The sequence below is a fragment of the Roseomonas nitratireducens genome (assembly GCF_017813355.1).
In the GTDB taxonomy this organism is placed as follows: Bacteria; Pseudomonadota; Alphaproteobacteria; order Acetobacterales; family Acetobacteraceae; genus Neoroseomonas; species Neoroseomonas nitratireducens.
In genome coordinates this window covers 87042-101418 of the sequence record NZ_JAGIYZ010000006.1, presented here as the reverse complement: position 1 = coordinate 101418, position 14377 = coordinate 87042, and the positions used below count along the sequence as shown (strand labels likewise).

Annotated in this window: 15 protein-coding genes; 5 read left to right on the top strand and 10 right to left on the bottom strand. The window is 66.5% G+C overall.

Annotated features, from left to right (window positions below; all coding sequences use genetic code 11):
- The 5 genes from J5Y09_RS08235 to J5Y09_RS08215 all read right to left on the bottom strand — a co-directional run bounded on the left by J5Y09_RS08235 (position 1) and on the right by J5Y09_RS08215 (position 5374).
- Positions 1-1239 carry a M28 family peptidase gene (locus tag J5Y09_RS08235; protein ID WP_209351269.1) on the bottom strand — a complete coding sequence of 413 codons (1239 nt, stop codon included), beginning with the start codon at positions 1237-1239 and terminating at the stop codon, positions 1-3.
- Positions 1236-2252 carry a tripartite tricarboxylate transporter substrate binding protein gene (locus J5Y09_RS08230; RefSeq protein ID WP_209351268.1) on the bottom strand — a complete coding sequence of 339 codons (1017 nt, stop codon included), beginning with the start codon at positions 2250-2252 and terminating at the stop codon, positions 1236-1238. Before J5Y09_RS08230 ends, J5Y09_RS08235 begins: the two co-directional genes overlap by 4 nt.
- Positions 2192-3472, bottom strand: a complete 1281-nt coding sequence (locus J5Y09_RS08225; RefSeq protein WP_209351267.1) for an ArgE/DapE family deacylase — start codon at positions 3470-3472, stop codon at positions 2192-2194. The genes J5Y09_RS08230 and J5Y09_RS08225 overlap by 61 nt, the downstream gene beginning before the upstream one ends.
- A gap of 59 nt (positions 3473-3531) precedes the next feature.
- Positions 3532-5100: an ABC transporter substrate-binding protein gene (locus J5Y09_RS08220; RefSeq protein ID WP_209351266.1), complete on the bottom strand. Its 1569-nt coding sequence runs from the start codon at positions 5098-5100 to the stop codon at positions 3532-3534.
- A 70-nt stretch (positions 5101-5170) separates the two neighbouring features.
- Positions 5171-5374, bottom strand: a complete 204-nt coding sequence (locus J5Y09_RS08215) for a hypothetical protein (protein WP_209351265.1) — start codon at positions 5372-5374, stop codon at positions 5171-5173.
- 162 nt (positions 5375-5536) lie between these two features.
- Between J5Y09_RS08215 and J5Y09_RS08210 the strand changes: the two genes are divergently transcribed.
- The 5 genes from J5Y09_RS08210 to J5Y09_RS08190 are packed head-to-tail and all read left to right on the top strand — an operon-like array spanning position 5537 to position 7874.
- Entirely contained in the window at positions 5537-6151 is a 615-nt protein-coding gene (locus tag J5Y09_RS08210) for a TetR/AcrR family transcriptional regulator (protein WP_209351264.1), read from the top strand.
- Positions 6148-6621: a VOC family protein gene (locus J5Y09_RS08205; RefSeq protein ID WP_209351263.1), complete on the top strand. Its 474-nt coding sequence runs from the start codon at positions 6148-6150 to the stop codon at positions 6619-6621. The genes J5Y09_RS08210 and J5Y09_RS08205 overlap by 4 nt, the downstream gene beginning before the upstream one ends.
- Before the next feature lie 21 nt (positions 6622-6642).
- Positions 6643-6996, top strand: a complete 354-nt coding sequence (locus J5Y09_RS08200; RefSeq protein WP_209351262.1) for a DUF1428 domain-containing protein — start codon at positions 6643-6645, stop codon at positions 6994-6996.
- 3 nt (positions 6997-6999) lie between these two features.
- Positions 7000-7419, top strand: a complete 420-nt coding sequence (locus tag J5Y09_RS08195; protein ID WP_209351261.1) for a VOC family protein — start codon at positions 7000-7002, stop codon at positions 7417-7419.
- Positions 7416-7874 carry an SRPBCC family protein gene (locus J5Y09_RS08190; RefSeq protein ID WP_209351260.1) on the top strand — a complete coding sequence of 153 codons (459 nt, stop codon included), beginning with the start codon at positions 7416-7418 and terminating at the stop codon, positions 7872-7874. The genes J5Y09_RS08195 and J5Y09_RS08190 overlap by 4 nt, the downstream gene beginning before the upstream one ends.
- A gap of 120 nt (positions 7875-7994) precedes the next feature.
- Here J5Y09_RS08190 and J5Y09_RS08185 read toward each other — a convergent pair whose 3' ends face one another.
- The 5 genes from J5Y09_RS08185 to pglZ all read right to left on the bottom strand — a co-directional run bounded on the left by J5Y09_RS08185 (position 7995) and on the right by pglZ (position 14375).
- Positions 7995-8342, bottom strand: a complete 348-nt coding sequence (locus J5Y09_RS08185) for an arsenate reductase (RefSeq protein ID WP_209351259.1) — start codon at positions 8340-8342, stop codon at positions 7995-7997.
- Between the two features lie 17 nt (positions 8343-8359).
- The gene (gene ybaK / locus J5Y09_RS08180; RefSeq protein ID WP_209351258.1) at positions 8360-8833 is read right to left on the bottom strand and encodes a Cys-tRNA(Pro) deacylase; all 474 of its coding nucleotides are present in this window, start codon (positions 8831-8833) and stop codon (positions 8360-8362) included.
- Positions 8834-8836: 3 nt separating this feature from the next.
- Positions 8837-9394, bottom strand: coding sequence for a DNA-3-methyladenine glycosylase I (locus J5Y09_RS08175; protein WP_342451438.1), 558 nt, complete (start codon positions 9392-9394; stop codon positions 8837-8839).
- A 389-nt stretch (positions 9395-9783) separates the two neighbouring features.
- Entirely contained in the window at positions 9784-11862 is a 2079-nt protein-coding gene (gene brxL, locus J5Y09_RS08170) for a BREX system Lon protease-like protein BrxL (RefSeq protein WP_209351256.1), read from the bottom strand.
- Between the two features lie 11 nt (positions 11863-11873).
- Positions 11874-14375, bottom strand: a complete 2502-nt coding sequence (gene pglZ, locus J5Y09_RS08165; RefSeq protein ID WP_209351255.1) for a BREX-1 system phosphatase PglZ type A — start codon at positions 14373-14375, stop codon at positions 11874-11876.
- Between the last annotated feature and the right edge of the window lie 2 nt (positions 14376-14377).

Here is a 14377-nt window from a genome sequence, read left to right as displayed (position 1 = left end):
TCAGCGCAGCGCGGCGATCGCCTCGTCCGGCGCCGTCAGCGCCGCCCACAGCAGCGCGGCCGCGGTGATGGCCGCGCCCTTCAGCTCCTGCGCCGGCACGATGGCGCGGGTGTCGCCCGCGGTCAGCAGGTAGCGCAGCGCGCTGCCCGGCTCGTCGAAGCCGGCCACCAGCCGCGCGGCGGGAATGCCGTGGGCGGCGAAGTTCGCATGGTCGGAATTGCTCATCAGCGGCAGGTGCACGCCGAGCGGCAGCCCCGCGCGTCCCGCCGCGTCCCGCAGGAAGGGGCCGAGCGCCGGGAAGCCGCTCGTCAGCGCCGTCAGCCGCGACCCGCCGGCGATGGAATCTAGGTTGAGGTTGACCGCCATGCGCGCGCGCCGTTCGGCCGGCATCCCGGCCAGCCAGGCGCGCGAACCCGACAGCGCCCATTCCTCCGCCCCGAAGATGCAGAGCGTCAGGCCGCGCGGGCAGCCTTCCACGAAGCGCGCCGCCGCGCGCGCGAGGGACAGCGCCGCGGCGAGGCCCGTCGCGTTGTCGATCGCGCTCTCGCCCAGCGGATGCCCGTCCAGATGTGCCGACAGCATGACGCGGCCAGGCCCGCGCCCGGGCAGGTCGAGCAGCAGCGTCGGCGTTGTCGCTTCCATGTCCTCGCCGGCGAGCGTGATGCGCACGCGCCGGCCCTCGGCCAGCAGCGCGCCGGCCTCCGCGCTGATGCCGAGCGCCGGGATGCCCGCCCCGCCATTGCGGCCGGAGGAGCCCGAGACCGGCCCCACGCCCGGTTCCGGCTGCACGATGAGGAAGGCGGCCGCGCCCGCCTCCGTCGCCGCGGCCAGTTTGAACCGGCGATGCACCGTCCAGGCGGCGAAGGGATATTCGTGGCGCGCGAGGGTGGCGCGGCCCGCCGCATCGCCATAGGCGCCGGGCGCGCCGCGGCCGCAATCGAGCGTGTCGAGCACGATCCCGCCGGGCGGCGTCGCCGCGGCGCCGAGAAGCGGCGCGCAGGCGAGGTCGCGGCCGCTGGCGAGGTCCGTCACCCGCGCCTCATGGCAGCGCCAGCCGGCATAGGGCACGGGCTCGTCCGTCACGGCGCCGATCGCGGCCATGCGATCGTGCAGCAGCGAAAAGCCGCACGCCGCGCTGTCGCTGCCCTGCAACCGGCCGCCCGTGTCGCAGATGGCGGCGAAGTCCGACGCCAGCGCGGCATCGGCCGCGACGGCGCCGAGGAAGGCTTCGAGCGTCACTGCGCGGTGATGCCGCGGCTCCGCGCGATCTCCCCGTAGCGGCGGATGTCCTGGCGGATGCGCTCGCCGAAGGGCGCGGGGCCGTCGCTGCGCGGGATGACGGCCAGCGCGTCGAGCCGCTCCGCCATCCCTGTGCCGCCGAGCACGCCCGGCATCGCCGCCGCGATGCGCGCGATCACCGGCTCCGGCGTGCCGCGCGGTGCCAGCAGCCCCCACCAATGTTCCGCCACCAGGTCGATGCCCTGTTCGCGGAAGGTCGGGATGTCGGGATGGCTGCGCATCCGCTCCGTCGCCATCACGCCGAGCCCGCGGATCTGCCCCGACGACAATTGCGGCGCCGCCGAGGCCACCGTCACGAACACGGTGTTGAGGTTGCCCGCCGCGAGGTCCTGGATGGCGGGCCCGCCGCCGCGATAGGGCACGTGCGTGAGCTGCGTGCCCGTGGCGATCTGGAACAGCTCGCCCATCATGTGCGACGCCGCGCCGACGCCGCCCGAACCGTAGGTGTAGTGGCCCGGCCGCGCGCGGGCGAGTGCGGCGAACTCGGCGGCGTTGCGCGCCGGCAGCGACGGATGCCCGAAGATCAGCAGCGGCGCCGCGCCGACCATCACCACGGGCACCAGGTCACGCTCGACATCGTAGGGCATGCGCGCCTGAAGTGCGGGCACGATGGCGTAGGGCAGATCGGCCAGCAGCAGCGTGTAGCCATCGGCGGGCGAGCGGGCGACCGCTTCGGTGCCGAGCATGGATCCCGCGCCGGAGCGGTTCTCGACGATCACGGACTGGCCGAGTGCCGCGCCGAGCCCCGGCTGGATCAGCCGCGCCAGCACGTCCGAGGATCCGCCCGGCGCGAAGGGCACGATCAGGCGGATCGCGCGGTTCGGCCAGTCGGATTGCGCCAGCGCGGGTGCCGCGAGCGCGGCGCCGGCGGCACCGAGCAGCGCGCGCCGCGTCAGGCCCGTGGCTTGAGGCCGCACCAGTCGGCGATGAAGGTCGCGATGGTTCTCGTGCATGTGCGGAGATCCTCGATCGAGGTGCGTTCGTCGAAGCCGTGCGCCACTTCGCCCTTCGGACCGTAGCAGAGGCCCGGAAAGCCGAAATAGAGCCCGTAGTAGCGCGTGTCGTTCACCGCGGTGGTGCGGCGTTCCGGCATCGCACCACCATGCACGCTGGCATGGGCGGCGGCGAGCACGGCTTCCGCCTCGCTGCCGGGTTCGAGCACGTAGGGGTCGGTCTGGAAGCCCGTCCAGATGATCTCCGGCGGGTTGTTCGCCATGAAGGCGTCGCCCGTCGCGGCGGCCTTCACGCAGGCCTCAATGCCGGCCATCGCCTGTTCCGGCGTCGTGCCAGGCACGAGGCCGATGCGGCAATCCACCTCGCACCAGGCGGGGGTGGACGACGCCCAGTCGCCGCCCCGGATGATGCCCGGGTTGAACTTGATCGGGTCCTTGATGTCCGCATACCAGGGGTTCGAGCGCGCCGCCGCGTTCAGCCCGCGGGTGTGCTCGTACAGCGCGTTGATCAGCGCATAGGCCGACATGATGGCGTTGGTGCCGTCCTGCGCCACCGCGACATGCACGGGCACGCCGCGGACGCGCAGGCGGAACCAGATGGTGCCGGTCTGGGTACGGGTGATGGTGTGGCCCGTCGGCTCGGGCACCAGCGCCGCTTCGGCCCGGTAGCCGCGCAGCAGGGCGGCGAGCGCGCCGTTGCCGGTGCTCTCCTCCTCCGTCACGGTCTGGAGGTAGACGTCGGCGGCGGGCTCGAAGCCGGCGGCGCGGATCGCGTCCATCGCGAAGACCATGCAGGACACGCCCGACTTCATGTCGTGCGCGCCGCGGCCGTACATCCAGCCGTCGCGGATGGTCGCGGAATAGGGCGGATGGGTCCACATCTCGTGCGGGCCTTCCGGCACCACGTCGATGTGCCCCTGCAGGATCAGGCTGCGGCCCGTGGGGTTCGGCGCGCGATGGGTCGCGACCACCTGCACGCTGCCGGCGGGATCGACATCGACCATCGGCGCCATCTTCGGATGGTCCGGCACGTCGGCGATGGTGAAGCGGTCCACCGCATAGCCGCGCGCGGCCATCTGGCGCGCGAACCAGTCCTGCAGCGGCGCTTCCCGCCCGCGCAGGGAGGGGAAGCGCACTAGGTCCTGCAGGAAGGCGACCTGCTTGTCGAAGCCCGCGTCGATCGCGGCGAAGATCTTCTGTCGGGCTTCGGTGTCGGGCATGGGTCGCGTCCTCGCTGTGGCTGCGGCGATGCTAGCCCCTTCGCCGCGACGCGCCAGCCTCAGTTCGCGGGGTGCGACAGCATCGCGTTGGTGTACCAGCGCGGATCGGGCTCGTAGCGCACGCGGGCGCGCTGCGTCGCCCAGGTCAGGCGCAGGAAATGCACCGGGATGACGCCGAGTTCCTCGACCGCGACCCGATGCGCATCCGCCGTGACCGCATCCCGCCGCGTCCTGTCCATGGTGACCATCGCCTGCGCCACCAGCGCGTCCATGCGCGGGCTTTCCCAGCGCTGGCGGTTGAAGGGGCCGGTGCCGGCCTCCGGGTTCCGGCTCATCACCACCTGGCGCAGCATGTTGGCGCCGTAGTTCGCGGTGAAGGTCGTCATGAACATCGAGAATTCGCGGTTGGTCGCGCGGCTGAACAGGTTGGCCGGCGGCAGGATCTCGACCCGCGTCTCGATGCCGATACGCGTCCAGCCCTGCGCGATCGCCTGCATCACTTCCGAATCGCCCGCGAACCATCCGTTCGGACCATGCAGCGTCAGGCGGAAGCCGTCGGGATAGCCCGCCTCCGCCAGCAGGCGCCGTGCGCGGTCGGGGTCATGGGGCAGCGGCGGCAGGCCGGGCGCGCGCCCTTCCAGCGCCGGCGCGGCGAACTGGTCGGCCGCCTTGCCCTGCCCTTGCAGCAGCCGATCGACGATCGCCTGTCGGTTGATGCCGAGGGAGAGCGCCGTGCGCACGCGCTGGTCGGCCAGCGGGTTGCGCGGCAGCGGCCTTCCCTGCTTGTCGGTGACGAAGGGCGACGCATCCCTCATCGCATCCGGGAACAGGTAGGAGGTGGTGTTGGCCTCCACGCCGAAGACGGCGATGCGCGGTTCGCGTTCCAGCCGCGGCACGTCCTGCGATGGGACGGAATCGATCACGTCCACATCGCCGGACAGCAGGGCGGCGGAACGCGCGCCGGAATTGGAGATGACGCGCGTGATCACGCGCTCCCAGGGCTGGGCCGGGCCCCAGTACTCCGGGTTGCGCACCACCTCCTGCCGTTCCCCGATCTGGTAGGAGACGTGGCGATAGGGCCCGGTGCCGATCATGGCCCGCCCGCCGTTGAAGTCGGCGAGCGTCGCGGTCGCGTGGATGGTGCGGGAGAGGATGAAGACCGCCGCGATGTCGTGCTCGAGGAAGGGATGCGGGTCGCGCGTGTGGAAGCGCACCGTGCGCGGGTCGACCACCTCGACGCGGGAGATCAGGCGGACGGCCGGCGTGAAGGGGCCCGGGCTGTTCGGCACGGTGGGCACGCGGGCGTAGGAGAAGGCGACGTCCTCGGCCGTCAGCGGCGTGCCGTCGTGGAAGCGCACGCCTTCCCGCAGGCGGAATTCCCAGGTGTGGTCATCGACCGCGCGCCAGGATTCCGCGAGCCGCGGGACGAAGCGGCCGCTGCTGTCGAGGTCGATCAGCAGATCGAACACCTGGCGCAGCTGCGCATTGTTCATGTTCGAGGAATGGTAGTGCGGGTCCATCCCCGTGGGCGCGGATGACGCGCCGATGGTCAGCGTGCGCTGCGCCATGGCCGGCAGGGCGGCAAGCGTGAAGGCGGCGGCGAGCAGTGTCGCGCGGAAACCCGGCATCGGAAGCCCCTCTCCCTTTTCTTGGAAGGGAGCCTCAGGCCCGCGGCGCCGCCGCGTCAAGCGCGAAGGGTCAGTCGAGCGGCCGGCGGAAGAAGAAGTGCGGCACCGCGACGGCGAGCAGCAGCGCGCCGCCCATGATGTGCAGGATGTAGGGCGTCCAGGCCGCGACGCGGAAATTCTCGAGGAAGATGCAGAGCGTCACCGCGCTGCCGAGGATGCTCATGCTGACGAGCTGGCCCTTGATGCTGACCGGATCACGCGTGCGCTCAGCCATGGCGATGGTCCTCCTGAGACGGCCGAGCCTTCCGTGCCGGCGCCGCAGCGTCAAGAAAAGAATGACGGATGAAAACGTCACATTCAGTAGACGTATCGTTTGAAGCATTCGCTTGCGCGACATACCAACCGGTTGGTACGTATATCGATAGAAGACGACGCCATGCCCCAGATCGCGACACCCCGCCCCGACACCCGCGCCCGCATCCTCGACGCCGCCATGCGCGTCCTGCGCACCCGCGGCTACGAGGGCAGCTCCGTCGACGACATCTGCGCCGCCGCCGGCGTCACCAAGGGCGCCTTCTTCCATCACTTCCGCAGCAAGGAGGACCTCGCCGTCGCCGCCGCGGCGCATTTCTCCATCTGGCTCGAGGCGCTGTTCGACCGGCTCGCCTGGCGCGACCACGCGGACCCGCGCGACCGGCTGCTCGCCTACATCGATGCGCGCATCGCCATCCTGCGCGGCGACATCGCCCACTTCACCTGCCTGCTTGGCGCGCTGGTGCAAGACAGCTACGCGACGCGCCCGGCCGTCCGCGCCGCCTGCGAGGACGGCATCCGCCACCACGCCGCGGGGCTCGAAAGCGACATCGCCGCGGCGATGGACCGGCATGGTGTGGGGGGCTTCACGCCGGAAGGGCTCGCGCTGCACATCGTCGCCGTCATCCAAGGCGCCTTCGTCATGGCCAAGGCGACCGGCGGGCCGGACCTGGCCGTCGACACGCTGCGCCACCTGCGCCGCTACATCGAGATGCTGTTCCGGGAGACCGCGCCATGACCCAGATGTCCACCTGCCTGTGGTTCGCCAAGGACGCCGAGGCCGCCGCACGCCAGTACTGCGCCGCCATCGCCGGATCGAGGATCGACGCCGTGATCGCCCGCCCCTCCGGCGTGCCCGGCAAGGAAGGCGAGGTGATGATGGTCACCTTCACCCTGGCCGGCGCGCCGATGCTCGCCTTCAACGCGGAGCCGCCGCCGGGCTTCACCAACGCCGTCTCGCTGGTCGTGAGCTGCGACGACCAGGCCGAGCTCGACCGCGTGTGGGACGCGCTGCTGGATGGCGGCGAGGCCCAGGCCTGCGGCTGGCTGAAGGACCGCTTCGGCGTCGCCTGGCAGGTGGTGCCCGAAGCCCTGCCCCGCCTGATGACGAGCGGCACGCCGGACCAGCGTGCCCGCACCATGGCCGCGCTCATGGACATGGTGAAGATCGACGCGGCCGCACTCGAAGCCGCGCACGCAACCGCCTGAACCCGGGAAGGAGGAAACCCCATGCCCTACATCGACGGATTCGTGCTCGCCGTGCCGACCGCGCGCAAGGAGGAGTATCGCCGCCACGCGGCCGAGATGGCGCCGATGCTCAAGGAACACGGCATGACCGCGATGGTCGAGTGCTGGGGCGACGACGTGCCGGAGGGCAAGCTGACCTCCTTCCGCATGGCGGTGAAGCAGGCGGAGGACGAGACCGTCGTCTTCTCCTGGATGACCTGGCCGTCCAAGGCGGCGCGCGACGAAGGCTGGAAGAAGATCATGGAGGATCCGCGCATGAAGATGGACCCCGCCAGCATGCCCTTCGACGGCAAGCGCATGATCTTCGGCGGTTTCTCCGTGCTGCTGGAGGCCTGAGCCATGGCGATCCTCCCCTACCTGTTCTTCGAGGGCCGCTGCGAGGAGGCGCTCGCCTTCTACGCGCAGGCGATCGGCGCGAAGACCGGCCACATGATGCGCTTCCGCGACGCGCCGGACCCGCCGCCGCCGGGGATGCTGCCGCCGGGCAGCGAGGACCGCGTGATGCATGCCGAGGTCACGATCGGCGAGGCGAAGATCATGGCCTCCGACGGGCATTGCAGCCAGGCGGCGCGCTTCGCGGGTTTCGGCCTTTCCCTGCCCGCGCGCGACGCGGCGGAAGCGGGGCGCCACTTCGCCGCGCTGTCGGACGGCGGCGAGGTGCGGATGCCGCTCGGCCCCACCTTCTGGAGCCCCTGCTTCGGCATGGTGCAGGACCGCTTCGGCATCCTCTGGATGATCGGCGTCGAGGGCACGGCATGAACCCCGCGCTCGACCTCGAACTCCGCCGCGACATCGACGTCGCGGCGGAGAAGCTCTGGGCCTGCTGGACGGACCCCGCGCTGATCGAGCGCTGGTTCTGCCCCGTGCCCTGGCGCGCGACCGACGTGGAGGTCGACCTGCGCCCCGGCGGGCGCTTCAACTCCGTCATCCGCGGGCCGGAGGGGGAGGAGATGCCGGGTCGCGGCTGCTACCTCGAGGTCGTGCCGCAGCGGCGCCTCGTCTGGACGGACGCGCTGACGGAAGGGTTCCGCCCCGCGGCCTCGTCCTTCATGACGGGCATCATCGCCTTCACCCCGATCGCGGGCGGCACGCACTACCACGCGCTGGTGCTGCACGCGGACGCGGCGGCGCGAGAACGTCACCTCGCCATGGGGTTCGAGGATGGGTGGAACGCGGCGACGGACCAGTTGGTGGCGCTGGCGCGCACGCTGTGAAGTCCGAGGGGGGCGCCGCCCCCCTCACCCCCCGCCAGGGGCCGAAAGGCCAAGGTCATGACGAGGTGGGCGCCGCCCCCCTCACCCCCCGCCAGGGGCCGAAAGGCCCCTGGGACCCCGTCACTTGAGCGTCGCTGACCAGCGGTCGGGATCGAAGCCGACCAGCAGCGCGTCGCCGGCGACGACGACCGGGCGCTTGATCATCGAAGGCTGCGCCAGCATCAGCGCCATCGCCTTCGCGGCGTCCAGATCGGCCTTCTCGGCGTCCGGCAGTTTCCGGAAGGTGGTGCCGGCACGATTCAGCAGCGCCTCCCAGCCGACGCGCGCCACCCAGCCTTCCAGCAGCGCGGGCGCGATGCCCTCCTTCTTGTAGTCGTGCAGCCGCCACTCGAGGCCCCGCCCATCCAGCCAGGCGAAAGCCTTCTTCATCGTGTCGCAGTTGCGGATGCCGTGCAGGACGATGCTCACGCGGGTCTCTCCGATGGTCAGGCCACGATGGGGGCGACGATGGCGCCGAGCACCGCCACCGCATCGCGCGGCGCGAGCCGCACCTGCAAGCCGCGCTGGCCGCCATTCATGTAGACAAGCTCGTGCGCCACCGCCTCCTGCTCCAGCACCGTGCGCACCGGGCGCATCTGGCCGAAGGGGCTGATGCCGCCGACCTTGTAGCCGGCGATGCGCTCCGCCTCCGCCGGCTTCATCATCTGCGCCGCCTTGCCTCCGAAGGCGGCGGCGAGCCGCTTCATCGAGACCTCCCGGTCCGAGGGAAGGATGACGCAGGCGGGCTTGCCGTCGACCAGCGCCATCAGCGTCTTGAGCACGCGCCCCGGATCCTCCCCCAGCGCCGCGGCCGCCTGCAGGCCGATGCTGTCCGCGTCGGGGTCGTAGTCGTACGTATGGACGGTGAAGGCGATGCCCGCCTTGCCCAGCGCCACCGTCGCGCGCGTCGCCTTCGACATGCCTCAGCGCCGGTCGCGATGCAGGAAACAGCCCGGCGCATGGTCGTCGACCAGCCCGACCGCCTGCATCCAGGCATGCACGATCGTCGGCCCGACGAACTTGAAGCCGCGGCGCTTCAGGTCCTTGGAGATGGCGCGGGAGAGGTCGGTCTCGGTCGCGCGGCCATCGCCCGGCACCGGCACGCCGCCGGTGAAGGACCAGCAGTAGCGGGAAAAATCCTCACCCCGCGCCTGCATCGCGTTGAAGATGCGCGCGCCCTCGATCGTCGCGGCGATCTTGGCGCGGGACCGCACGATTCCGGGGTCGGCGAGCAGGCGGAGGATGTCGGCCTCCTCGAAGGACGCGACGCGCTCCGGGTCGAAGCCCGCGAAGGCCGCGCGAAAATTCTCACGCTTGCGCAGGATGACGGTCCAGGACAGCCCGGCCTGGAACCCTTCCAGCATCAGGCATTCCCACAGCGCGCGCGCGTCGCGCACCGGCACGCCCCATTCCGTGTCGTGGTAGTGGCGCTCGAGCGGATCGCGCTCGGCCCAGGCGCAGCGGACGATGGCGTCCGTCACTCCCACTCGATTGTCTAAATTCCCCATAAGTCTCTGAAAACTCGATGGTAAGCGCCCATTCTGACGGCCATTCTCCGACTGCGAGGCCGTCAAAATGCTACGCTTCTGATTTCATTAGGAAAACTGCCAGAAAAAATATTTTCATGGTTCCGGTATCTATCGGCGTCGATTGCCGCCAAAAAGCATCTTCAGGCGCATCTACGGGTGCTCAAACCGTGCCAAGAAAGTACCGTCGCACGTGTTCCGATACCAGTTCTGTGACGCCGACGCGAGGCCCGCAGTTCATGCCTCGGCTCCCGTCGCCAACTTGCCCCCTGACGGTACCAGGCGACGGACGGCGAAGCCAACTGAGCCCGGCGGTCCATGATTGATCACTCCTCCTGACAGACTCATTCTGATCGTATACCGCTTCGCAGATACGTAACCTCAAAGGCTTTTACTTGCCGAAAGCGCTGTAGCCTATTTGCGAGGCTGAAAGCATCGTTCATTTCGAACTTCTGATAGATGTCCAAGCCTCGATCGAGACTGATTTTCCAGCCCGTGTCGCTTAAAATGTGGCGCGCATGGATTGTGTTTGTTCCGTCGAACTCCCAAGAAAACTTGATCCCGGCTGCCGTGCAGGCGCTTTCAACGGAAGCCAAGTTCGCTTGCTGCTTTTCCGGGTAATTTTCGTCTGGCGAGGTGATGAGGCGCACGGTGACCTCATCCTCCGGCGCTTTCCGCACGGCAATCATCTCTATGAACTCCATCAGATTCCGCACCTGATGAAACATTCGGATATAGGGATCAGTGATTACGATCTTTGTCGCGCCCTCGAGCCAGGGCCAGAACAAATCAGCGAAGGTGATGCCCTTCTGGTTTTCGGTGAAAACCTTGTGACCCTCTCTCGGGCCGACTGGATTGCCCGCAGTCTCGGCCGGGCCCTTCGCTGCCGTCGACAAGGGCTTGTCACCGCGCTCCTTCCCTTCATCAGGCACCGGCTCCTCATGCGTGGGCGTCCGCTTATGATAGTGTTGTGGATACTCCGTCTCCTCGAGTGTCTTCACGACCACCTTTCGACCGTCGCGAGCAGTAAACGAGAATTCTGCCTCGGGATAAGTGCTGTCGATGCGAAGAAGCTGGTCCTTGACCCGCTTCCGTCCTTCAACGGCGAGATGCAGGATCTCCTCCACCTCAGCCTCTGTTGCATTGTCCGCTGGGAAAAGCAGCTTCATCATCCCGGAGAACGTCTTGTTTACCCCATCGCGGTCGCGCGTCGAGATATCCGATGAGAGCGCGAACAGCGGCTGGTAGCGATTGGAGTAGTCATCATTGCGCATGTGCCGAAGGATTTCGGCGAGGTAATCGACGACGAAACCGTACCCGGAAGCGAACATTTCTCCGCGGATGATATCGATCTCCCAACCTGGCACGTAGGTGTGGAGCCGATCGATGAAGGCCGAATCGTAATATTTCTCTGGAAGTTCCTCAAATAAGTCGGTGTGCTTCAGCATGTACGGGACATTGTGCTTGGTGTTGCCGACAAAAACCATCGACGCTTCAGCGCCAAGTGTCTCTACTCCGCGCGAGAAGGTTTTATTAGCCATGTAGTTTTTCATGATATCGACAAGCGCCTTGTCGACCCGCTTTTGCCGGCCAGCAAACTCATCGAAGGCTACAACATCCCAGTAGCCGACCAATCCGATCTTTCCCGAGCTGTTGTTGACGAACAGCTTCGGCACAGTCACTTCGCCGCCAGAAATCAGGATGCCATGCGGCGAGAACTCCGAGAAGATGTGCGACTTGCCAGTCCCCTTCGGCCCCAGCTCAATCAGGTTGTAGTTCCGCTCGACGAATGGAATGAGGCGCATCAGCTGAAGGAGCTTGCTGCGCCGACCGAACATCTCCGGGTCAAAGCCAACCGTCTGGAACAGCAGGTCGATCCACTCGTCGGTTGTGAACCCCGTGCGTGCACCGAGAAAAGCCTCATAGTCAAACTTAGAGAGCTGTATCGGCTTGATGCTCCCCATAATCCAGGGTTCGACGTTCTTGTCCTCGCTGTGCTCATATTCGACGTCGGCAATACACCAAACACCGCTAACTAGCAGCTTGGGATGAGCCTTCACGGTGTCGGAGTCGATGATGACCTTCTTGATGCCCAAATTAGCGAAGGTCGCCTCATAGGCGTCCTTATCGGTGTTGAGATCGACGCTGATCTTGTCGATCACCTTCCATCGCCCCTTTTCCCGGATGTTCGATCGGATCAGCCCCGCCTCGTTGCGATGGACGTAGTGCTTCCGAAGGATTTCCTTGACGGTCTCGATCCCTGATTGGATCGAGCTCTCATCATTGGTGGCGCAGTATTGCCCGAGCAGGAACTCCAACACATAGGACGGGACAATGGCATTACCCTTTACCGCCTTGACCAAGTCCTTCCGAACCACGAGGCCCGGGAAGCGTTCGTTAATTTTGTCATCCAGCGCGGTCATCGCTTCCCCCGTCAAAAATCGAAATCACTCGAGAAGCTGCGACGCAGCGTATAGCGAGCCGTGCGGTACTCCCTGAAGTGGGACGTATCGCCATGCCGCTCTTCCAGCTTCAGGATCACCTCCTGGCCGTTGAATTCGTCGGCCCGGCGGAGAAGGAGAAACCGGACTGGGACTTCGCGCTCGCGCGCGTTTTCGGATCGGAAGTCGAACACAAGCTCGTGGCTGTCCGAGATCAATTCGCCCGACTGGGCATAAATCCCCGCCCTGAGCGTGCGCGCCTGGGTTTTTTCCGTGACCGCCTCAACCTGATAGAAGCGAACAGAGATCTGGCTCGACGTGATCAACTGGTTGGAGCTTCCAATGATCTCAACCTCAACAGCGGTCGTGTCGCTCTGCCGCTTCTTGTTGATCTTGACGACTGGAACGACAACCTCTTGAAGGGTCGCGCCGCCATGCACAAACCGGCTCCCCGATCCCTGCCGGCGAAGCCGGTTGATGGATTTCGGGATGAGCAATTCTACCGAGCCTTCCAGACCGGCCTGCTCCGGCGTAAAGCGTCGCAGACCGTGATTGGCCTTCAGGCCGTGGCCGAGAATGAAACGCCGGTCGCGGAAAAGGATCGCGTCACCTTCGACCTGCGCAGAGGAGAAGTCGCTCTCTTCGATGGGGCGGTGTTGGTAGATGAAGCCATGATCGGACGTCACGATCATGTTGTTGGCGTTCGCGCCGTTTAGCTTTTTGACGATCCGCACGATCTCCTCGATCGTGTCTTCGGCGGCCTCGAAAACGCGCTCCTCTGAATCCCGCTTGTCGCCGATTGCGTCGATCAGATTGTGATAGACGTAAACAACATCATGATCGCGAACGAGTGCTCGCGCCTCGTCCTTGTCCAGAGCCATGAGGTCTTCCGCCTTCACGGCCGTGGTTCGGTCGCCCGTCCTTCCTGTCGCCAGGATTTTCTTGCGGTTCTCGGTTCCCTGCGAGCTCTGGCCATTCACCAGCACGGTGCCGCTATCGTTGTCCGCAATCTGCAAGTCGCCATTGGGTAGCAGTGCTGCCATCCCGAGCTGTGTATAGCTCGGCAGGCAGCCGAACATCGGATCGATGCCAGCCTCGTAGCGGTCCAGGCTGAGGATGCGTCCCCGCAGCTCCTCTGCTACCTCGTAGCGAAGAGCGTCGGAAATGATGACACACACCTTCTGATCGCGCCGGCGAAACTCGCCGACATGCTCCCTGTAGAATGTGCGCTGCGCGGGGATCGGGGAAGCCGACCAGGTTTCAGCCCCATCGACGTGCGTCTGCCAAGCCTCGTTCAGGGGCAGGAGATAGCTGTTTACGTAGTGGTTCTCGACCTGCTCGAACAACTCGCGCATGAGCGTCGCCTGGCCCGACTTCTGCATACGCCAGATGAATTTCCGGTAGAGTTGATCGATCCGGAACCAGCTCTTCGCATAGCGTTGCACACCTTCCGCGAGGCTCGTCATGCCGAGCGTGACCTGCGCCATCCCTTTCTGGAACTCAGCGGCGAAGCCGATCGCTTCGTAGAGGTCGCGGTACGCGCCATACCAATGGCTCTGCCGACGTTGGCGGATCCAGTTCAGTACATCTCCCTGCGCCACTGTTTGGCTGCCGACCTCATGGACCAACGCGCGGATGATGGCGCGGTCGACCTCCTCGAAGTAGTCCACGTCGATGAGCGTGCGGAAGTCGCGCTTGGCGAGATCCTGGGCCACCCCCAGTGCCTCGGCATACTCGGCCGAGAGGCTCGCAAAAGCCTCCTCTGCGTTCCGGTTGTTCTTCCAGCGACGGAAGAACACCAGAGCCTCGGGAGCCAGCATCGCTTCGCCGCCGACCGCGCTCTGGTAGCAGGATTTGAACAGCGTGATCGCGAAGTCGCTGACGCTCGCCATTTCAGTGCGGTAGCCGAATAGCCTTTGCATCTGTTCCCAGAGGAAACCGCTTAAGCCGACACGATCGATCAACCGCAGGCTGTCATCCTTTCCGACAGCTAGCTCTCCCAACAGCGCCTCGACGACCGTGTCGAAGTCACCATCGGCCCCGGCGCACACGCTGAGCATCCTCAGGCGTAGCTTCGCTTTCGTGTCGTCACCCCGGACGGCAACCTTGAGTTTCTCCAGCCTCCGACCTGACCGAAAGAATTCCTGGTGTTCCCGAACCACGTCCTCGAAACTGATCGGCAATCCCAGGTCCGCCAGCCAGATCGCGACCTGATCGCTCTTGAACACCCCATGTGCCAACTCGATGTCGAGCAGCCAGTTATCGATGTCGGCGGGGCGCGGCCCGTTCCGATAGAGCAGGAACCGCCGCTTCGGCTCTTCACGCAGGACGCGATGCTTCACCGCGAACTCGGTGTTCGCCACCTCGATCTTTTCCACGCCGTCGAGCGTCAGGGCCTCAAACGCCTGTCGGAATTCTTGCGCCGGATCGTACCAGAAGACGATCCGGTGCTTGTCGAATTGGGCTTCGAGCCCCTTGGCGATCCGGTCCTGCATGC

Bases quoted from the DNA above. Each gene is read 5' to 3' on its own strand.
- J5Y09_RS08230 (WP_209351268.1), bottom strand. From the start codon at position 2,252: ATGCACGAGAACCATCGCGACCTTCATCGCCGACTGGTGCGGCCTCAA.
- J5Y09_RS08225 (WP_209351267.1), bottom strand. From the start codon at position 3,472: ATGCCCGACACCGAAGCCCGACAGAAGATCTTCGCCGCGATCGACGCG.
- J5Y09_RS08220 (WP_209351266.1), bottom strand. From the start codon at position 5,100: ATGCCGGGTTTCCGCGCGACACTGCTCGCCGCCGCCTTCACGCTTGCC.
- J5Y09_RS08215 (WP_209351265.1), bottom strand. From the start codon at position 5,374: ATGGCTGAGCGCACGCGTGATCCGGTCAGCATCAAGGGCCAGCTCGTC.
- J5Y09_RS08210 (WP_209351264.1), top strand. From the start codon at position 5,537: ATGCCCCAGATCGCGACACCCCGCCCCGACACCCGCGCCCGCATCCTC.
- J5Y09_RS08205 (WP_209351263.1), top strand. From the start codon at position 6,148: ATGACCCAGATGTCCACCTGCCTGTGGTTCGCCAAGGACGCCGAGGCC.
- J5Y09_RS08200 (WP_209351262.1), top strand. From the start codon at position 6,643: ATGCCCTACATCGACGGATTCGTGCTCGCCGTGCCGACCGCGCGCAAG.
- J5Y09_RS08195 (WP_209351261.1), top strand. From the start codon at position 7,000: ATGGCGATCCTCCCCTACCTGTTCTTCGAGGGCCGCTGCGAGGAGGCG.
- J5Y09_RS08190 (WP_209351260.1), top strand. From the start codon at position 7,416: ATGAACCCCGCGCTCGACCTCGAACTCCGCCGCGACATCGACGTCGCG.
- ybaK (WP_209351258.1), bottom strand. From the start codon at position 8,833: ATGTCGAAGGCGACGCGCGCGACGGTGGCGCTGGGCAAGGCGGGCATC.
- brxL (WP_209351256.1), bottom strand. From the start codon at position 11,862: ATGACCGCGCTGGATGACAAAATTAACGAACGCTTCCCGGGCCTCGTG.
- pglZ (WP_209351255.1), bottom strand. From the start codon at position 14,375: ATGCAGGACCGGATCGCCAAGGGGCTCGAAGCCCAATTCGACAAGCAC.